This is a genomic window from Parvibaculum sp. MBR-TMA-1.3b-4.2, from assembly GCF_053628815.1.
Genome location: NZ_JBRJHC010000001.1, coordinates 3,028,362 through 3,046,186, shown reverse-complemented (window position 1 = coordinate 3,046,186; position 17,825 = coordinate 3,028,362). Strand labels below are relative to the sequence as shown.

The window sequence follows — 17,825 nt, the reverse complement described above, 5'->3', positions numbered from 1 at the left end:
ACCGAAAAACGGTCAGCTCGTGGCGCCGCCCGTGACGACGGTCACCGAACGACGGTTCTGCGCCCAGCAGGTTTCGGTGCTGTCGAGGCAGACCGGACGCTCCTTGCCGTAGGAAATGGTGCTGAGGCGGGACGCCGGCACACCCAGGCTGACGAGATAGTCCTTCACCGCATTGGCGCGGCGCGACCCCAGACCGAGGTTGTAATCGCGCGTGCCGCGTTCGTCGGCATGGCCTTCGACCGTGAAGGCAAGGTTCGGATAGGTCTTCATCCATGCGGCCTGACGCTGCAGGGTCGCACGGGCTTCGCTATCCAGCGTGGACTTGTCGGTGTCGAAGAACACGCGATCGCCGACATTGGTGACCAGGTCTTCCTGGCTGCCGGGCGTCACGGTGCTCGCCGCGCCGCTGTCGATAGAGGTGGAGGGAGCGGTCGCGGTTTCGTCGTCCGTGGAGCTGCAAGCAGCCACGATAAGCATAGCGGCGGCCGCAACAGCGAACCGCAGGCCAACTTTGGGGGACTTCATTGAGATAAACTCCTTGTGATCTCTGGCGGCCATGGCGCCTCAGCGCTCGAATTCGCGGGCGCCTCGATGAACGATCCGTTGACGGCGGCCCGAAATATTCGCCGGCAACATTTCTCTGACATCCGCCCGTCCCCGAAGGCCCCAAGCGCAGGACCGGAAGGCCTGCCATGTGCCCGGAACGGACGCTGTGGGTTGCTGTACCGCCACATAAGATTATCCGCACCCTGACTAATCTGCAAGAAGCATCCTGCCGATTGTCGCTTCAGGGTACCGCCCAGTGACATTTTTACACCAACCCTTCATCCCGCCGGAAAGGCGGCAATGAATTTCAAATCCGGCTCCCCTCTACTGGAGCCGCCTTATTGAAGTCTTGGCGACCATGCCGGGTCGGACGCAAAGCCCGCCGTCGGCACCGGCCTTTCATTGTACCCGGTCACGTCGACCGACCACAGGTGCGGCCCGCCCTGCGCGCCGCGCGTTTCGCGGAAGAACATGATAACACGGCCATTCGGCGACCATGTCGGGGCTTCATTGTGATAGCCCTCCGTCAGCACGCGCTCGCCCGACCCGTCGGGCTTCATCACCCCGATCACGAAACGGCCCGAAGACATCTTGGTGAAGGCGATGAGGTCGCCGCGCGGCGACCAGACCGGCGTCGCATAGCGGCCATTGCCGAAGCTGATCCGGCGCTGGTTCGTGCCGTCGGCATTCATCACGTAAAGCTGCTGCGACCCGCCGCGGTCGGATTCGAAGACGACCTGCGATCCGTCCGGCGAGAAGCTGGGCGAGGTGTCGATCGCCGCCGTATCGGTCAGCTTCGTCACCCGGCGGCTGCGCAAATCCATCGTGTAGATATCCGCATTGCCGCCGCGCTGCAGGCTCATGATGATCTTCTGCCCGTCCGGGGAGAAACGCGGCGCATAGGTCATGCCGGGGAAATCGCCGACCGCTTCCTGCTGGCCCGTCTCGATATCGAGGATGAAGACGCGGGGATTGTTGTTCCGGTAGGACAGATAGGTGATTTCCTGCGAGTTCGGGCTGAAGCGCGGCGTCAGCACCATATAATTGCCGCTGGTCAGCATGCGCGGGTTGTGGCCGTCCTGGTCCATGATGGCCAGCCGCTTCACGCGCTTGTTCTTCGGCCCGCTCTCCGCGACATAGACGATCCGCGTATCGAAATAGCCTTCCTCACCCGTCAGCCGCTTGTAGATCGCATCGGAAATCAGATGCGCCACGCGGCGCCAGTTGTCGGGGCTGGTGAAAAACTGAAGCCCGGTGAGCTGCTGTTCGCCCAGCACGTCCCAGAGCCGGAACTCGACACGCAGCCGCCCGTCCGTTTCCGTCGTCGCCTTGCCGGTCACCAGCGCCTGCGCATTGATGATGCGCCAGTCGCCGAAACGCGGCTGGACGTTGATCGCCCCGATCTGCTGAATGAAGGAGCGCTGCGGCAGCGGACGGAAAAGCCCCGACCGCTCCAGATCGTTGGACACGACGGAGGCGATATCCGACCCGACCGACTTGTCCTTCTCGTTTCCGCCCATGAAATTCGTGATGGCGATGGGCAGCGGATCGACATTGCCCTGCGTGATGTCGATCTGCAGCGCGGCGCGCGCAGGCGCCGCCGTCATCGCGGCAAACACGACAACCAGACAGGCCGCGAGCATCCTGGCAAGCCGCCTTCCGGTCTCTTCCGCGAACGGAGCCGTCAATTTCACCGTCATCACGCTTCCTTTGCACATGGTGCTACCCGCCTAGCATCTGTCTTGGATCGAAGTTCAGCTCGATTTCGCGCCAGCTATTGTATTTGTCCGCCGGCATCTTGAAGGGCTGGCAGAGCCGCACCGCCCGCAACGCGGCATCCGCCGCCGCCCGATAGGTCGCCCCGCCCGTAATCAGTTTCGTCCGGTCCATCAATTCCGGCGGCTGCCCGAGCGAGCCATCGGGATTGAGGAAGACCCTGATCTTCACCGCCAGTTTCTCCGCACCCGCGGCACCCGCCGGCACGGTCCAGCACTTCGCCATCTGCACCCGGAACGCATCGACCTCAGACATGGTCAGCGGCATATCCGGATCGTCGGTCCTGGGCGCATCCACCTGCGCCTCGGCCTGCTGTTGCGGCCGCTTGGGCGCATTGTCCTCAGGCATCTTGTTCAAAAGCGCCGCCAGCCGGTTCGGATCGAAGCTCTTCTTCTTTTCCGCCGGCGCGGATTTCTGAACCTTCTTTGCCGGTTTCGGCTTGGGCTTCGGTTTCTCCTTCGGCGCGGGCTTCGGCTCCTTCTTCGCTTCCTTGGTCGGCAAGGGCTCGGGCCTGGCTTCCGGCTTCGCCTCCGCTTTCGCCTGCTGCGGCGCCTTGGGCGCGGGCGGGGCCGGTGTCGGCTCGGATTTCGGCTCGCTCTTCGGCTCGGGCCGTTCAGGGGCCGGCGGTTTCGGCGCCTCCTTCGGCTTTTCGACCTTCTTTTCCGTCTTCACCTGCCGCTTGAGATTGGTGAACTCGTCGATCGTGACGAGATCCACCGGCAGCGCGCGCGTCTCCACGGACGGCAGTTCATCCGGCGAAGGAAGAACCACGATTGCCAGACCGAGGATGACGACATGCATCCCGACGGAATAGAGAAGCGAACTGCGCATTCCCTGAGTTACCGTTTACCTGCCCCGGAAGGCGGGCTTGTATCCGTATCCGTGACGAGCCCGACCTTGGAAAACCCGGCCGCGCTGATCCGTCCCATGATCTCCATGACCTTGCCATGCGTGACATCCTTGTCGGCACGCACGAAGATCCGCTGCTTGTATCCGTTCTCTCCTATCGCAAGGAGCTGATCGACCAGCTTGTCCGGATCGACCTCCGTCTCCTGCACGAACACTTTTCCATCCTTGGCGATGGTGATGGTCAGCGGCTCGGTATCGCCGGTCAGCGGTTCGGCCTGCGTCTTGGGCAGGTCCACCGGCACGCCCACCGTCAGAAGCGGCGCCGCCACCATGAAAACGATCAGCAACACCAGCATGACGTCCACCATGGGCGTCACGTTGATCTCGCTCATGGGCGGACGCGAATAGTAGCGTCCCCGCCGTCCTCCTCTTCCCTGCTGTACGTTGAAAGCCATGCCTTACCCCCGCTCGTCGAGCTGGCGGGACAGGATGGCGGAGAACTCGTCGGCAAAAGTCTCCATCCGGCCGGCAATGCGGCCAAGCTGGTTGGAGAAGCGGTTGTAGAAGACCACCGCCGGAATGGCCGCGAGCAGACCCAGAGCGGTCGCAAACAACGCCTCGGCGATACCCGGCGCCACCACGGCAAGATTGGTGTCGCGGCTGATCGCGATGGACTGGAAGGAGTTCATGATGCCCCAGACGGTGCCGAACAGGCCGACAAAGGGCGCGACCGAACCGACCGTCGCAAGGAACAGCAACCGGCTCTCAAGCGAGGCGATTTCGCGGCTGATGGTGACCTGCATCACCTTGTCCACCCGCTCTTTCAGCCCGACGAAACTGTCGGACACCGCATCCTTGGAGCGTCGCCATTCGCGCATCGCGGCAATGAAAAGCGTCGAAAGCGGATGCTCGGGACGGTGCCCCATCTCCTGATAGAGATCGTCCAGCGAGCGGCCGGACCAGAAAATCCGTTCGAACTGGTCGGCGCGCCGTTCCACCCGACCGAAGCGCCACCATTTGTCGAAAATGATGGCCCAGGACCAGACCGACGCGAAAAGAAGGCCGAGCATCACGATTTTCACGATGACGTCGGCGCGCATGAACAGGCCCCAGACCGAGAAGTCCACAGGCACGGCGTCTACACCGGCATTGGCGATGACATTGGTAGCGGTAGCGGGATCCATTCAGCAGCCTCTCCTCGTACTCGAGCCTGTTGAGGGGTTGTGACGTGTAACGAGCTGTCCACGGTGCCAATCGACACCTGTTAAGCCCCCCAAATGCGGCTGATTTGTTCTTCCAATTATGTCAACAGCGTGGCGCAACGCGCGCCGCGGCGGATGCGGCGCGGTTGAACGTCCTAATGTTGCCAAGAGACAACATAATGTCAGCGATTAATTTGCGATAAGCGGCGCCATCGCCGCGCGGACACCCGCCGGGAGACGCCTGGGACGGCCCGTGGTGTCGATACAGGCCGCATAAACATGCGCCCGCCACAGCACCTCGCCGTCGCCGGTCGCCGTCCCGTCGCCCGATACCAGACGCACGATTTCCTGATCAGCTTCGATTCGCGCCCCGCTGGCCCGCACATAGCGGGTCCTGACTTCGAGCAGATCGTCGATTCGCGCCGGTTTCACGAAATCCATCTCCATGCGATGGATCGCGAAGGCCAGCGGATCGTCGCCATCGAAAAGGTCGGTATGATGGACGCCGATCAGGCGCAGGAAGTCGGAACGGCCCCGCTCTGCGAAGCGCAGATAATTGGCGTGATAGACGACGCCGGAAAAATCCGTGTCCTCGTAATAGACCCGCACCGGCAACCGGTGGAGAGTGCCGTCGAGACAGCCCGCGACATCGGGCCAGCCGGGGGTCTCCGCACCGCTCATTCGCGCTCGCCCCCTTCATCGAAAAGCCGCGCCTGCCCGGGATCCGCGACCGGCGCGGGCACGCCCAGATGGGTGAAGGCAGCCGCCGTCAGCAGGCGCCCGCGCGGCGTGCGCGCGACAAGCCCCTGCTGGATCAGATAGGGCTCGATAATTTCCTCGATCGCATCGCGCGGTTCCGACAGCGAGGCGGCAATGGTCTCGATCCCGACGGGCCCGCCGCCGAAATTGAGCGCAATGGCCCTGAGATAGCGGTGATCGAGCGCATCAAGGCCCAATTCGTCCACTTCGAGCTTCCTGAGCGCCCGGTCGGCTACCGCCGCGTCGATGGGGCTTGCCCCTTCCACGGCGGCGAAGTCGCGGACCCGGCGCAAAAGCCGCCCGGCAACGCGCGGCGTTCCCCGCGCGCGGCGGGCAATCTCATGCGCACCTTCGCGCGTCATCTCCACACCCAGCACGCTCGCCCCGCGGCGCACGATGAGTTCTAGCTCGGAAACCTCGTAGAAATTGAGCCGGACCGGAATGCCGAAGCGGTCGCGCAACGGCGTGGTGAGAAGCCCCGTCCGCGTCGTCGCCCCGACCAACGTGAAGGGCGCAAGCTCGATCCGGACCGACCGCGCGCCCGGCCCCTCGCCGATGATGAGATCGAGCTGGAAATCCTCCATCGCCGGATAAAGGATTTCCTCAACGGCGGGCGAGAGCCGGTGAATCTCGTCGATGAAGAGAACGTCGTTGGCTTCGAGATTGGTGAGCAGCGCGGCGAGGTCGCCCGCCTTGGAAATGACGGGACCCGAAGTCGCCTTGAAATTCACGCCCAGTTCGCGCGCCACGATCTGCGCCAGCGTCGTCTTGCCGAGACCGGGAGGGCCTGCCAGCAGCACATGGTCGAGCGCCTCGCCGCGCGCGCGTGCCGCCTCGATGAAGACCGACAGGTTTTCGCAGGCCCGCGCCTGGCCCGTGAAATCGGCCAGCACCTGCGGACGCAGGCCGCGCTCCAGCTCGTCCTCTTCGCGAAGGCCCGCGCTCACAATGCGTTCGCTCATCGCGCCAGCTCCTTCAGGCCCACCCGGATGAGTTGTTCGGTACTGGCATCCTCATCGAGCTTCTTTGCCGCCGCCGCCACCGCGCCCGCGGCCTGCGCCTGCTGATAGCCCAGATTGACCAGCGCCGAGACCGCATCCCGGCTTGCCCGGCCCGCCGCGCCCGCCTCGGAGGCCTGCAACGCAACGCCCACATCGAGCACGGCATTGAGGTCTTCGGACGCCGGTGCCTTGTCCTTCAATTCAGAGACAATCCGGCCTGCCACTTTCGGCCCGACACCCGGCGCGGCGGAAATGGCCTTCTTGTCGTCGAGCGCAATGGCGCGGGCGAGATCCGTCGGCGCCAGCGTGCCGAGAATGGCAAGCGCCACACGCATCCCCACGCCCTGCACCGACAGAAGCAGGCGGAACCAGTCGCGCTCGCGGTCGCTCTCGAAACCGATCAGCCGGATCGCATCGTCGCTGACCTTGGTTTCGATGGAGAGCGTCACCGGCTCGCCCGGCGCGGGAAGATGAGCCAGCGTGCGCGAGGAACAATGGACGTGATAGCCGACGCCGTTCACATCGATCACGACCCAGTCCTCGCCTGCGCTGTCCACCAGCCCCTTCAGCTTGCCGATCATGCGCCCGCCTTCTGCAGCGCCGCGGCAAGCCGGGCGCTGCCCGCGCCCGAATGCGCATGGCAGATCGCAATGGCAAGTGCATCGGCGGCGTGTTCGGTCTTCATCTGTGCACCGGGCAGCAACATGCCGACCATGAGGCGGATCTGCGCCTTGTCGGCATGGCCTGCGCCGACCACGGCTTTCTTGATGTGATTGGGGGCATATTCGGCAACGGGAAGCCCGGCGCGCGAGGGAACGAGCAACGCGATCCCCCGCGCCTGACCGAGCTTGAGCGCCGCGGCGGCGTCGCGCGCGACGAAAGCCTGTTCCACCGCCACATGGGCCGGCTCATGCGCCGCCAGCACCGCCGAAAGCCCCGCCTCGATCTCGACGAGGCGCTCGGCAAGGCTGAGCGATGCGGTGGAGGAAATTGTCCCGTCGGCAATATGGCGCAGGGTCGAGCCCGACTGCTCGATCACGCCCCAGCCCGTGAACCGCAATCCCGGATCGATACCCAGATATTTGATCGCGGCGGGCATGAGGACGAACGAGCCTTTCTGCTGCTTGAGCAACGCCGTCCCGCGCGCCGCTTATGGCAGCGTCATGCGCGGTCAGGCGGAAAGCTTCTCCATGAACGAATCGGACATTTCGAAGTTCGCATAAACCTGCTGCACATCGTCATCGTCGTCCAGAGCGTCGAGCAGCTTCATCATGGTCTCGGACTTGTCGTCGTCCAGCTCGATCGTGTTCTGCGGCTTCCAGACGATGCGGGCGGAATTGGCCTCGCCCAGCGTCGATTCCAGCGCCTGCGCCACTTCATGAAGGTCGTCGGGCGCGCAAATGAACTCGTGACCGTCCTCGCTGGAGATGCAGTCCTCCGCGCCGGCCTCGATGGCGGCTTCCAGCATGGCTTCCGCCTCGCCCTTGTCCGCCGGATAGATGATCTGGCCCACCTGGTCGAACATGAAGGAGACGGCGCCGGTTTCGCCCAGATTTCCGCCATGCTTGGAGAAAACCGCGCGCACCGCGCTCGCCGTGCGGTTGCGGTTGTCGGTCAGCGCCTCGACGATGACCCCCACGCCGCCCGGGCCGAAGCCCTCATAGCGCATCTCTTCATAGTTCTCGCCGCCCTGATCGGTACTCTTCTTGATCGCGCGCTCGATATTGTCCTTGGGCATATTCTCGGCACGCGCTGCCTGAATCGCGGCACGCAATCGCGGGTTGTGTTCCGGCTCGGGCATTCCCATTTTGGCCGCGACGGTGATTTCTTTCGCCAGTTTGGCGAACAGTTTGGCGCGTTTCTTATCTTGCGCGCCCTTGCGATACATAATGTTCTTGAATTGCGAATGGCCGGCCATGCCGCCTCCAAAACCCTGATCCGATTGGAAATTTCGGGGATGCCCCGCTCTAGAACCGGGCCCGAAGCGCCTTTATATGTGCCAGCGGCGGCGAAATCCATAGGCCACAAAATCGCACGGAAAATGATTAAGCTAAAACACGCATAGGTTGCTTTTCTTTTTGGCACACCCCTTTAACGTGCAGTTAACAATTGATGACTAGCTTTCAAATTGTTGCCGCTGCCACCCAGGGGTGCATGCCCAACCACTCCAACACCCGGCGGCACATAAAGCCCGGTTTACGACCCGCCCAATCCGTAAACCGGCATTTGCCGACGCAGAACGCTGAGGCATAGAAACGCCCCGTCGCCCGCATCCTCCACCCACCTCGGATGTGAGCGGCGGGGCTGTTTTCTTGGGAATGAAGGGCGGGTTTCCTACCCCGAATGCACGGTCGTCGGCCAGGCAAAGCCATCCCCGGCCTCGCCCTTCACGGCCACCTGCTCGATGAAGCGGGCGACAAGCCTTTCGTTGAAAAGCGCGTGATACCGGGCATGGCCGTTGCGCGCCACGCGCTGCCGGTCCCCGTCATGCGCAAGGAAGAAACGCAGGCGGTCCGCCAGATCCTCCATGTCCCGATAGAAGACGAACTCCTCATCCGTGAAGATGTCGTCATAGCCGGTTTCGCGCGCGACGAAGGTGAGAAGGCCGTTCCCCGCATATTGCGCAAAGCGGTCCGACGAATAGAGGTAATGATCGTCGGCCCGGCTGAGATTGAGCCCCATTTTCGCATCGCCAATCGCCTCGAAATAGGCGCTGCCGAAGACCGAGGGCTGCTCGTCCAGCCCGTAATAGGCATAACGGCACCCCGGCACCTTGTCGCGCAGGGCCCGCATGAACTCGCCCCGCCAAGGCGTCCCCTGCTCGCTGCCGATGGTGCAGATGAGATCGCTCGCCTGATCCTCCCGCGCGAAACATTCGAGGCTTTCGACGGAAGGATCGACCGGATTGGGAACGAAGGCGACGCGATGCGTCGGCGTGGCGAATTCCTGAAGCCGCGCGCCCGCCGTCGTGATGAAGGTCACATCGGCCACTTCCGCGAAACGGCGGATGCGGGGCGGGTTTTCCGGCAGGAAAAGCGGGTCGAGATTGACCACCGCCACCGGCATGTCCGGCCGGAATGCGCGAATGTCCCGGATCGTGTCATTGGCGATCTTGTCGGCATGGAACAGGATCAGAAGGTCGGGCTTGAAATTCCGCACAAGCTCGACGAGACGCCGATTGGCGCCCCGCCCGCCGGCGCGCCCGATCCCCCAGCCGCTTTCCTCCCGCGCCACATCGCGGTCGCTGAACGGCATGACGTGATGCCCGTTACGCGTGAAGCCATTGGTGAGTTTGCGCACCGTCGCGTAGAAATTCGCCCCGGCCTTCTTCTCATTATAGTTGCCGACGATGACGATCTTCATGGGAGCGATCTCCATGGGTACGGTCCTCACGCATCGGTCCATTGCGGCATGGCGGCATGAAGCCGCCCGCCCATGCGCACCGGCTCCACCCGGGTGGCAAGCCCGGTCGAACTGTCCGTCTCCACCAGCACGCCGCAGATCGTGGCCGGCCCCAGCGCAGGCTGAAAACGCCCGCTCGGGATTTTGGTCGTGAAGCGGTTGAGCGGCTCTTCCTTCTCCATGCCGATCACGGAATCATAATCGCCGCACATGCCCGCATCGGTCTGATAGGCCGTGCCGCCCGGCAGGATCTGCGCATCCGCCGTCGGCACATGGCTGTGCGTTCCGACTACAAGGCTCGCCCGCCCGTCGCAGAAATGACCCATCGCCATTTTCTCCGACGTCGCCTCGCCGTGAAAATCGACCAGGATGGCATCCGCCGCCACGCCCAGAGGACAGGCGCCCAGTTCGCGCTCCACAGCGGCAAAAGGATCGTCCAGCGCATCCATGAAGACGCGCCCCATGGCATTGACCACCAACACCTGCGCGCCCGAACGCGCCTCGATCAGCGCCGCGCCGCGCCCCGGCGTGCCCGCGGGGAAATTCGCCGGCCGGATCAGCCGGCCCTCACGCTCGATATGAACCAGCGCTTCCTTTTGGTCCCAGGCATGATTGCCGAGCGTGATCGCGTCGGTGCCTGCATCGAAAAGCTCCTCGCAGATGGCGCCGGTAATGCCGAATCCGCCCGCGGCATTCTCGCCGTTCACCACGACGCAATCGACATCCAGCCGCTTGCGCAGCGACGGCAGATGCGACACCACCGCATCGCGCGCCGACCGGCCGACCAGATCTCCCAGAAATAACAGTCTCATATGAAAGCTCCCGCGCCGGGCCTCGAGCGCCACCCGGCAACGTATTCGGATTTGGGTCTTGTCGCCTTTTTAGGGCTTGGCGAAGGAGATTGCACGCCGCTCGGTCACGATCCAGTCGAGGCGCTCGTCATGCGGGTCCTCGGGCAAATGGTCCGTGCCCTGCTCGGCATAGGCAAGCCCCACCGCCAGAACCTGCCGCCCCGCCGCGCGCAACGCGGCCAGCGTCCGGTCGTAATATCCCCCGCCATAGCCAAGCCGGAGCCCGCCCGGCTCGTAAGCGAGCATGGGCACGATAATAATGTCGGGCTGAAGCTCCGGCCGCCCCGTCATCGGCTCTTTCGTGCCATGCGCGCCCGCGGCCAGCGGATCGCCCGGCGCCCATTGCAGAAACCGGAGCGGGCTGGCCTTTGCCGCCACGCGCGGCAGACAGGTGCGGTAGCCCCGCTTCCCGGCCTCCGCCAGCAATTCGCCCGGATCGGCCTCATGGTTGAGCGGCACATATCCGGCGATCACGCCATGACGCGGCAGGGGAAGATCATGAAAGAAATGCTCGGCGAAAAGCGCCGGCGCCGTCGCGCCGAGATCGCGATGCGCCTGTTCGCGCCGCGCGCGCGCGGCCACCCGGGCGGCCTCTTTCGCGCGGGCCAGGTCGTCGGCACCGCTCATGAAGAAGCCTCATCCGGCCGGCAGGGAGAAAGGAGAAAGAGCGGGGCCGCCTTGGCCGTGGAACTGTGCTTCCTCGGAGACCTACATAAGTAGGTGGGCGCCGTGTGAAGAAGACCACGGTCCTCCCCAGGAACAGCTCCCTTCAGAAGCGTAAGGCCCCGAGACAAATTTGTTCTCACGAACCAGGCAGCACCCGCATCCATTCTAATCTGCCCAGATGGGCTCCGCGTCAAGCAAAGGCAAGGAGGGAGAGGCGCTTTCACGCAGCCTCGATACGCTTGGACAGCTCCTCGATACGCCGCGCCGCGCCGTCCAGCACCTCGGCAATGGCGTTTTCCGACTGGGAGCTGCGCTCCTCCGCCGAGGCGCGGGCGCCGGTCAGCTTTTCGATTTCCTCTTCCAGCATCCGGTTCTTCTGCATGGCTTCGGACAATTCGTCGGAGATCAGCAGGCTTGCCATCAGCAAAAGCCGCGCCTCGCCCACCTGCCCCACTTCGTCGGCCAGCGACGCGACATGCCGGTTCACATAGGCCGCCAGCTCGCGAACATGGTCTTCCTCGCCATCGCCGCAGGAAACGGCGTAAGAGCGGTCGTTGATCGATACTTTGACCTGTCCCATCAGATTTCCTCCGGATGCCTCTTCGGTTCTCAGGCTTCCGCCAGAACCTCGCGAATTCCCTCTATCGCATTGGAAAGGGTTTCCGACGCACGTTCGTTCAATTCATTGAGCCGTCTGGCCTCGGACTTGATTTCATCGAGCTCTTCGGCCATCGCCGAGCGGTCGTCCTGCAGCGTGTCGATCTCGCCCTGGAGCTTTTGAGCCGCTTCCAGCCGCTGGCCCTGCCGGTTGATAGCCGCTTCCAGACGGTCCAGAGAACCGTTGAAGCGCTGAATGGCATCGTCAAGTTTGCTCATCTTTTTCAAGATCCGGGAAGGGTGGAACGCCGCCCTGTCGGCCGCGCCAGGCCGCAACTGCTCGTCGGGCGCAAAGCCATAGCCGCAATAAGAGTGACGTGCCAGCCCCTTGAGGTCAATCTGACGCACCCCAGGGGCTCGCGGCACCCTCTTATGCGGGAAAGGAAAACGCCCTTTCCGGGCTCATTTGACCCGCGATTTCGCCCGCGCCGGAAAACCGCACGATAATGCGCCTTTTGAGGCCGATCCGGCATTGACTCCTAGGGAGGCCATGGTCATTGTGGCGCCGCTCTCGGCAAGGGCCGATCCGAGCACATGATCAGGCCTGCTCAGTCGATTTCCGGAGCTACGTATAGGCCGTTATTGCCGGCCGTTTTCAGGCCATGTAGCCGGGTTCCGGTGGGGATCCCCCTCTGCGAACCCAATCTCGCCGCCCGGACCGTATTCCGGTTCGCCCGGCTATCGAGTGACAGATGACGACAACCGAAAATTCCGCCGCCGCCGACAAGTCTTCCGAGAACGCGACCGGTAAAAACGCGACCGCAAGCCACGACCGCATGGCCAATGCCATTCGCGCCCTGGCCATGGACGCCGTCCAGAAGGCGAATTCCGGCCATCCCGGCATGCCGATGGGCACCGCCGACATCGCGACCGTTCTCTTCACGAAGTTCCTGAAGATCGATCCGCGTACGCCGAACTGGCCCGACCGCGACCGCTTCGTGCTCTCCGCCGGCCATGGCTCCATGCTCCTTTATGCGCTGAACTATCTGCTCGGCTATGAGGACATGACGATCGAGCAGATCGAGAATTTCCGCCAGCTCGGCGCCATCACGGCCGGCCATCCCGAATATGGCCATGCCTCGGGCGTGGAAACGACCACCGGGCCGCTCGGCCAGGGCATCGCCACCTCGGTCGGCATGGCGCTTGCCGAGCGCATGCTCGCCGCGCAGTTCGGCGACGAAGTGGTCAACCACTACACCTATGTCATCGCCTCCGACGGCGACCTCATGGAAGGCATCAGCCATGAGGCGATCAGCCTGGCGGGCCATCTGAAGCTCTCCAAGCTCATCGTGCTTTACGACGACAATGAAATTTCCATCGACGGACCGCTGAGCCTGTCGGAAACCGGCGACGCGCTGAAGCGATTCGAGGCCGCCGGCTGGGAAGCATCGCGAATCGACGGCCACAACCCGGCTGAAATCGAAGCCGCGATCGAAGCGGCCCGCAACAGCGACAAGCCGAGCCTCATCGCCTGCCGGACCGTGATCGGCTACGGCTCGCCCAACAAGCAGGGCAAGTCGTCCTCGCATGGCGCCGCCCTCGGCGAAGAGGAAATCGCCCTCACCCGCACGGAACTCGGCTGGGACGCGGAACCGTTCTCCATCCCGAGCGACGTTCTGGATGCCTGGCGCATCGCCGGCTGCCGCAACGCCAAGGCGCGCAAGGCCTGGGAAGACCGCTTCAAGGCGCTCGACCAGGAAAAGCGCGCCGAGCTGGAACGCCGCCTGAAAGGCGAGCTGAAGCCCGAACTCGCCAAGGCCATCGCCGCCTTCAAGCGCAAGGTCTCGGAAGAAAAGCCGAAATGGGCGACGCGTAAATCCTCCGAGGAAACGCTCAACGTCATCAATGCGGTGTTGCCGGAAACCGTGGGCGGCTCGGCCGACCTCACCGGCTCCAACAACACCCGCTCGAAAGACCAGAAGGCGATCACGCCGGACGATTTTTCCGGAAGTTTCATCCATTACGGTGTGCGCGAGCACGGCATGGCCGCCGCCATGAACGGCATCGCGCTCCATAAGGGCCTGATCCCCTATTCCGGCACCTTCCTCGTCTTCACCGATTACTGCCGCCCGGCGATCCGCCTGTCGGCGCTGATGGGCCAGCGCGTCGTCTATGTGATGACGCATGATTCCATCGGCCTCGGCGAAGACGGCCCCACCCATCAGCCGGTGGAACATCTGGCAAGCCTGCGCGCCATGCCGAACCTCAATGTGTTCCGGCCCGCCGACGTGGTGGAAACGGCCGAATGCTGGCAGCTTTCGCTGGAAGCGGCGGACACGCCGTCGATCCTCGCGCTGTCGCGTCAGGGCCTGCCGACGCTGCGCACCGAGCACACGGATGAAAATCTCTGTGCCCGCGGCGCCTATGAGCTGGCCGGCACGACCCTCGAGGCGAAAGTGACGCTCATCGCCACCGGCTCGGAAGTCGAGATCGCGATGAACGCAAAGCGCATTCTCGAAAAGGAAAATATCGGTACGCGCGTCGTCTCCATGCCCTGCTCGGAGCTTTTCGACGCACAGCCGGATCAGTACCGGAAAGAAATCCTCGGCCCCGGCACGGTGCGTGTCGCGATCGAGGCAGCGGTCCGCTACGGTTGGGACCGCTACGTTGCGCCTGACGGAGATTTCGTCGGAATGAACGGTTTTGGCGCCAGCGCCCCTGCCGGGGACCTGTACAAACATTTCAACATTACCCCTGAGGCCACGGCGGAAGCCGCGAGAAAGTGCCTCGCCGCACGGTCCTGACACCGCAACTTGGAGAAAGAAAAGCATGGCTGTTCGCGTCGCGATTAACGGTTTCGGTCGCATCGGGCGTCTGGTTCTGCGCGCCATCGCAGAATCGGGCCGCAAGGACATTGAAGTGGTCGCTATCAACGATCTGGGCTCCGTCGAGGCCAATGCCCAGCTGCTGCGTTTCGACAGCGTGCACGGTCCCTTCCCCGGCAAGGTGAAAACCACCAAATCGACAATGGATCTGGGCCGCGGCAAGATCCAGGTGCTCGCAGAACGCGATCCGGCCCAGCTTCCCTGGGACGAACTCGGCGTGGACATCGCGCTGGAATGCACCGGCATCTTCGCCTCCAAGGAGAAGGCCTCCGCGCATCTGACCGCCGGCGCCAAGAAGGTTCTGGTTTCCGCGCCCGCCGAGAACGCGGACGCCACCATCGTCTATGGCGTGAACACCAAGGATCTGCGCAAGAGCCACAAGGTCGTCTCCAACGCCTCCTGCACCACGAACTGCCTCGCGCCCGTCGCCATGGTCCTGAACCAGCTGTGCGGCCTCAAGCAGGGCTACATGACGACGATCCACGCCTATACCGGCGACCAGCAGACCGTGGACACGCTGCACAAGGATCCGCGCCGCGCCCGCGCCGCCGCGGTCAACATGATCCCGACCTCCACCGGTGCGGCCAAGGCCATCGGCCTCGTGCTGCCGGAACTCAAGGGCAAGCTCGACGGCACCTCGATCCGCGTGCCGACCCCGAACGTGTCGCTGATCGACCTCGTCTTCACGCCGAAGAACAAGGTCACGGTGGAAGAGATCAACGAAGCCATGATCGCCGCCTCCAGGGGTGCCCTGAAGGGTGTGCTGGGCGTCAACAAGGAGCCGCTCGTCTCCAGCGACTTCAACCACAACAAGGCCTCCTCCACTTTCGATCTGACCCAGACCCAGATCATCGACGGCAGCCTCGTCCGCGTGATGAGCTGGTACGACAATGAATGGGGCTTCTCCAACCGTATGGGCGACACCGCTGTCGCCATGGGCAAACTGCTCTGACGAATACGGAGAAAACGATATGGGGTCCTACAAGACTCTCGACGATCTGATTGCCGCCGGCCCCCTCAAGGGCCGGCGCGTTCTTGTGCGCGCCGATCTGAACGTGCCCATGGCCGACGGAAAGATCACCGACGGCACGCGCCTGGAGCGTGTGGCGCCGACACTGAAGGAACTGGCGTCCCAGGGGGCGAAGGTCCTCGTGCTGTCGCATTTCGACCGCCCCAAGGGCAAACGCATAGCCGAGATGAGCCTCAAGCCCGTCGCGGATGCGATGCATGAATGGGTGGGACAGCCGGTCGGCTTCGCGCAGGATTGCATCGGCGGCGAAGCCGCGGGCGTCAGCAGCGCCATGGAAGATGGCGGCATCGTCGTGCTGGAAAACACGCGCTTCCATCCGGGCGAAGAACACAATGACGCGGATTTCGCGCGTCAGCTTGCCGAGATCGGCGACGTCTACGTAAACGACGCCTTTTCCTGTGCCCATCGCGCCCATGCCTCCACCGAAGGCATCGTGCACTACCTGCCCTCCTATGCGGGCCGGGCGATGGAAGCAGAACTGAAGGCGCTCGACGCCGCGCTCGGCAATCCGGCGCGTCCCGTGGTCGCCATTGTCGGCGGCGCGAAGGTCTCCACCAAGATCGCGCTTCTGGGAAATCTCGTGAAGAAGGTGGACTGCCTCGTCATAGGCGGCGGCATGGCCAATACCTTCCTCGCCGCGCAGGGCAAACAGGTCGGCAAATCGCTTTGCGAGCTCGACCTCCTCGATACCGCCCGCCACATCCTGGCGAATGCGCGTGCCGCCAATTGCGAAATCCTGCTGCCCACCGACGCGGTGGTCGCGAAGGAACTCAAGAAGAACGTGGAAACCCGCACGGTCAACGTCAACGAGGTCCCCGAGGACATGATGATCCTCGATGTCGGACCGGATACATTGGCGCATCTGTCGGGACGGTTTGAAACCGCGAAGACGGTGGTGTGGAATGGCCCTCTCGGCGCATTTGAAATACCGCCTTTCGACGAGGGAACCATGACCGCCGCGCGCCATGCCGCGATGCTCACCAAGATGGGGAATCTGATCTCCGTCGCGGGCGGCGGCGACACGGTGGCGGCCCTGAACGAAGCAGGCGCCGCCGACGAATTTACCTATGTATCCGCCGCCGGCGGGGCCTTCCTCGAGTGGATGGAAGGTGTGGAACTGCCCGGCGTGGCAGCGCTTGAAAACGCCGCCTGAGCGGCAGTATCCGATCTGGAGAATGGAAAAAATGACTGAAACGCTTGAATCCATCGCAGAAGCCATGGTCGCGCCCGGCAAAGGCATTCTGGCCGCCGACGAAAGCACCGGCACGATCAAGAAGCGTTTCGACTCGATCAATCTCGAGTCGACCGAAGACAATCGCCGCGACTACCGCGAAATGCTCTTCCGCACCGAAGAGGCGATGAAGAACAATATTTCCGGCGTCATCCTCTATGACGAAACCATCCGCCAGAAGGCCAAGGACGGCACGCCCCTCGTGGACCTCATCAAGGCCGCGGGCTCCATCCCCGGCATCAAGGTCGATATGGGCGCCAAGGAAATGGCCGGCTTTCCCGGCGAGAAAATCACCGAAGGCCTCGACGGCCTGCGCGAGCGCCTGGCCGAATATTACGACCTCGGCGCCCGCTTCGCGAAATGGCGCGCCGTGATCGACATTGCCGACGGCATCCCGACCCAGGGCAGCATCGAGGCCAATGCCGAGGCGCTGGCGCGCTACGCCGCGCTCTGCCAGGAGCAGAAGATCGTGCCGATCGTCGAGCCGGAAGTGCTGATGGATGGCGGCCATGACATCGACCGCTGCGACGAAGTGACGGAAGCAACGCTGCGCGTGGTCTTCGCCCGCCTCGCCGCCCACCGCGTGAACCTCGAAGGCACCATCCTGAAGCCGAACATGGTGATCTCCGGCAAGAAATGCGCAAAGCAGGCTTCCGTCGAGGAAGTCGCCCAGCGCACCATCGCCTGCTTCAAGAAGGTCGTACCGGCCGCGATCCCCGGCATCGTCTATCTTTCCGGCGGCCAGTCGGACGAGGACGCGACGGCGCATCTCAATGCCATGAACGCGATCGGCGGCTTCCCCTGGAAGATGTCCTTCTCCTACGGCCGTGCGCTCCAGCACGCCCCGCTTACCACCTGGGGCGGCAAGGCGGAGAATGTGGCCGCCGCGCAAGCCGCCTTCGCGCATCGTGCGAAGATGAACGGCCTTGCCACGCAGGCCGGCTGGAAAAAGGACCTTGAAAAGGCCGCCTGATCCGGTCCCAGAACTGACAAATCAGCGCCCCGCCGTCACCCGACGGCGGGGCGTTTT

19 protein-coding genes and 1 other RNA gene are annotated in these 17,825 nt (G+C 63.6%); 4 read left to right on the top strand and 16 right to left on the bottom strand.

Annotated features, from left to right (window positions below):
* Positions 1-12: 12 nt before the first annotated feature.
* The 16 genes from pal to ACSSVQ_RS14490 form a co-directional block, all read right to left on the bottom strand.
* Positions 13-525 (bottom strand): peptidoglycan-associated lipoprotein Pal, encoded by a 513-nt coding sequence (gene pal / locus ACSSVQ_RS14565; RefSeq protein WP_293328758.1) that lies wholly within the window; start codon positions 523-525, stop codon positions 13-15.
* A 359-nt stretch (positions 526-884) separates the two neighbouring features.
* On the bottom strand, positions 885-2,246 hold the full coding sequence (gene tolB / locus ACSSVQ_RS14560; protein WP_454184096.1) for a Tol-Pal system beta propeller repeat protein TolB: 1,362 nt from the start codon (positions 2,244-2,246) through the stop codon (positions 885-887).
* A gap of 22 nt (positions 2,247-2,268) precedes the next feature.
* Positions 2,269-3,153 carry a hypothetical protein gene (locus tag ACSSVQ_RS14555; protein ID WP_454184095.1) on the bottom strand — a complete coding sequence of 295 codons (885 nt, stop codon included), beginning with the start codon at positions 3,151-3,153 and terminating at the stop codon, positions 2,269-2,271.
* Positions 3,154-3,161: 8 nt separating this feature from the next.
* Positions 3,162-3,626: a protein TolR gene (gene tolR, locus ACSSVQ_RS14550; protein ID WP_454184094.1), complete on the bottom strand. Its 465-nt coding sequence runs from the start codon at positions 3,624-3,626 to the stop codon at positions 3,162-3,164.
* 3 nt (positions 3,627-3,629) lie between these two features.
* Positions 3,630-4,355, bottom strand: coding sequence for a protein TolQ (gene tolQ / locus ACSSVQ_RS14545; RefSeq protein ID WP_293328761.1), 726 nt, complete (start codon positions 4,353-4,355; stop codon positions 3,630-3,632).
* 207 nt (positions 4,356-4,562) lie between these two features.
* Positions 4,563-5,054 carry a YbgC/FadM family acyl-CoA thioesterase gene (locus ACSSVQ_RS14540; protein WP_454184093.1) on the bottom strand — a complete coding sequence of 164 codons (492 nt, stop codon included), beginning with the start codon at positions 5,052-5,054 and terminating at the stop codon, positions 4,563-4,565.
* Positions 5,051-6,094: a Holliday junction branch migration DNA helicase RuvB gene (gene ruvB, locus ACSSVQ_RS14535; protein ID WP_454184092.1), complete on the bottom strand. Its 1,044-nt coding sequence runs from the start codon at positions 6,092-6,094 to the stop codon at positions 5,051-5,053. Before ruvB ends, ACSSVQ_RS14540 begins: the two co-directional genes overlap by 4 nt.
* Complete coding sequence (ruvA, locus tag ACSSVQ_RS14530; protein ID WP_293328764.1) at positions 6,091-6,714, bottom strand: Holliday junction branch migration protein RuvA; 624 nt, start codon at positions 6,712-6,714, stop codon at positions 6,091-6,093. Before ruvA ends, ruvB begins: the two co-directional genes overlap by 4 nt.
* Positions 6,711-7,232, bottom strand: coding sequence for a crossover junction endodeoxyribonuclease RuvC (ruvC, locus tag ACSSVQ_RS14525; RefSeq protein ID WP_454184705.1), 522 nt, complete (start codon positions 7,230-7,232; stop codon positions 6,711-6,713). Before ruvC ends, ruvA begins: the two co-directional genes overlap by 4 nt.
* A 72-nt stretch (positions 7,233-7,304) precedes the next feature.
* Positions 7,305-8,051 carry a YebC/PmpR family DNA-binding transcriptional regulator gene (locus tag ACSSVQ_RS14520; protein WP_454184091.1) on the bottom strand — a complete coding sequence of 249 codons (747 nt, stop codon included), beginning with the start codon at positions 8,049-8,051 and terminating at the stop codon, positions 7,305-7,307.
* Positions 8,052-8,467: 416 nt separating this feature from the next.
* Entirely contained in the window at positions 8,468-9,511 is a 1,044-nt protein-coding gene (locus ACSSVQ_RS14515; RefSeq protein WP_454184090.1) for a glycosyltransferase family protein, read from the bottom strand.
* Between the two features lie 11 nt (positions 9,512-9,522).
* Positions 9,523-10,347: a TIGR00282 family metallophosphoesterase gene (locus ACSSVQ_RS14510; protein WP_454184089.1), complete on the bottom strand. Its 825-nt coding sequence runs from the start codon at positions 10,345-10,347 to the stop codon at positions 9,523-9,525.
* 69 nt (positions 10,348-10,416) lie between these two features.
* On the bottom strand, positions 10,417-11,013 hold the full coding sequence (locus ACSSVQ_RS14505) for a 5-formyltetrahydrofolate cyclo-ligase (protein WP_454184088.1): 597 nt from the start codon (positions 11,011-11,013) through the stop codon (positions 10,417-10,419).
* A gap of 39 nt (positions 11,014-11,052) precedes the next feature.
* Positions 11,053-11,209: non-coding RNA, 6S RNA (gene ssrS, locus ACSSVQ_RS14500), on the bottom strand.
* A gap of 63 nt (positions 11,210-11,272) precedes the next feature.
* Entirely contained in the window at positions 11,273-11,632 is a 360-nt protein-coding gene (locus tag ACSSVQ_RS14495; RefSeq protein WP_293328769.1) for a cell division protein ZapA, read from the bottom strand.
* Positions 11,633-11,661: 29 nt separating this feature from the next.
* The gene (locus ACSSVQ_RS14490; protein WP_293328770.1) at positions 11,662-11,928 is read right to left on the bottom strand and encodes a DUF4164 family protein; all 267 of its coding nucleotides are present in this window, start codon (positions 11,926-11,928) and stop codon (positions 11,662-11,664) included.
* 557 nt (positions 11,929-12,485) lie between these two features.
* On the opposite strand from ACSSVQ_RS14490, the gene tkt reads away from it, so the two are divergent.
* The 4 genes from tkt to ACSSVQ_RS14470 are packed head-to-tail and all read left to right on the top strand — an operon-like array spanning position 12,486 to position 17,768.
* A complete protein-coding gene (gene tkt, locus ACSSVQ_RS14485) occupies positions 12,486-14,453 on the top strand; it encodes a transketolase (protein ID WP_454184704.1) in 1,968 nt (655 codons plus the stop codon).
* A 25-nt stretch (positions 14,454-14,478) separates the two neighbouring features.
* Positions 14,479-15,486 (top strand): type I glyceraldehyde-3-phosphate dehydrogenase, encoded by a 1,008-nt coding sequence (gap, locus tag ACSSVQ_RS14480; RefSeq protein WP_293328771.1) that lies wholly within the window; start codon positions 14,479-14,481, stop codon positions 15,484-15,486.
* A 19-nt stretch (positions 15,487-15,505) separates the two neighbouring features.
* Positions 15,506-16,717, top strand: a complete 1,212-nt coding sequence (locus tag ACSSVQ_RS14475; protein WP_454184087.1) for a phosphoglycerate kinase — start codon at positions 15,506-15,508, stop codon at positions 16,715-16,717.
* A 31-nt stretch (positions 16,718-16,748) separates the two neighbouring features.
* The gene (locus ACSSVQ_RS14470; protein ID WP_454184086.1) at positions 16,749-17,768 is read left to right on the top strand and encodes a class I fructose-bisphosphate aldolase; all 1,020 of its coding nucleotides are present in this window, start codon (positions 16,749-16,751) and stop codon (positions 17,766-17,768) included.
* Positions 17,769-17,825: the final 57 nt, after the last annotated feature.

Coding starts and splice junctions, on each gene's coding strand:
- pal (WP_293328758.1), bottom strand. CDS start 525: ATGAAGTCCCCCAAAGTTGGCCTGCGGTTCGCTGTTGCGGCCGCCGCT.
- tolB (WP_454184096.1), bottom strand. CDS start 2,246: ATGACGGTGAAATTGACGGCTCCGTTCGCGGAAGAGACCGGAAGGCGG.
- ACSSVQ_RS14555 (WP_454184095.1), bottom strand. CDS start 3,153: ATGCGCAGTTCGCTTCTCTATTCCGTCGGGATGCATGTCGTCATCCTC.
- tolR (WP_454184094.1), bottom strand. CDS start 3,626: ATGGCTTTCAACGTACAGCAGGGAAGAGGAGGACGGCGGGGACGCTAC.
- tolQ (WP_293328761.1), bottom strand. CDS start 4,355: ATGGATCCCGCTACCGCTACCAATGTCATCGCCAATGCCGGTGTAGAC.
- ACSSVQ_RS14540 (WP_454184093.1), bottom strand. CDS start 5,054: ATGAGCGGTGCGGAGACCCCCGGCTGGCCCGATGTCGCGGGCTGTCTC.
- ruvB (WP_454184092.1), bottom strand. CDS start 6,094: ATGAGCGAACGCATTGTGAGCGCGGGCCTTCGCGAAGAGGACGAGCTG.
- ruvA (WP_293328764.1), bottom strand. CDS start 6,714: ATGATCGGCAAGCTGAAGGGGCTGGTGGACAGCGCAGGCGAGGACTGG.
- ruvC (WP_454184705.1), bottom strand. CDS start 7,232: ATGCCCGCCGCGATCAAATATCTGGGTATCGATCCGGGATTGCGGTTC.
- ACSSVQ_RS14520 (WP_454184091.1), bottom strand. CDS start 8,051: ATGGCCGGCCATTCGCAATTCAAGAACATTATGTATCGCAAGGGCGCG.
- ACSSVQ_RS14515 (WP_454184090.1), bottom strand. CDS start 9,511: ATGGAGATCGCTCCCATGAAGATCGTCATCGTCGGCAACTATAATGAG.
- ACSSVQ_RS14510 (WP_454184089.1), bottom strand. CDS start 10,347: ATGAGACTGTTATTTCTGGGAGATCTGGTCGGCCGGTCGGCGCGCGAT.
- ACSSVQ_RS14505 (WP_454184088.1), bottom strand. CDS start 11,013: ATGAGCGGTGCCGACGACCTGGCCCGCGCGAAAGAGGCCGCCCGGGTG.
- ACSSVQ_RS14495 (WP_293328769.1), bottom strand. CDS start 11,632: ATGGGACAGGTCAAAGTATCGATCAACGACCGCTCTTACGCCGTTTCC.
- ACSSVQ_RS14490 (WP_293328770.1), bottom strand. CDS start 11,928: ATGAGCAAACTTGACGATGCCATTCAGCGCTTCAACGGTTCTCTGGAC.
- tkt (WP_454184704.1), top strand. CDS start 12,486: ATGGCCAATGCCATTCGCGCCCTGGCCATGGACGCCGTCCAGAAGGCG.
- gap (WP_293328771.1), top strand. CDS start 14,479: ATGGCTGTTCGCGTCGCGATTAACGGTTTCGGTCGCATCGGGCGTCTG.
- ACSSVQ_RS14475 (WP_454184087.1), top strand. CDS start 15,506: ATGGGGTCCTACAAGACTCTCGACGATCTGATTGCCGCCGGCCCCCTC.
- ACSSVQ_RS14470 (WP_454184086.1), top strand. CDS start 16,749: ATGACTGAAACGCTTGAATCCATCGCAGAAGCCATGGTCGCGCCCGGC.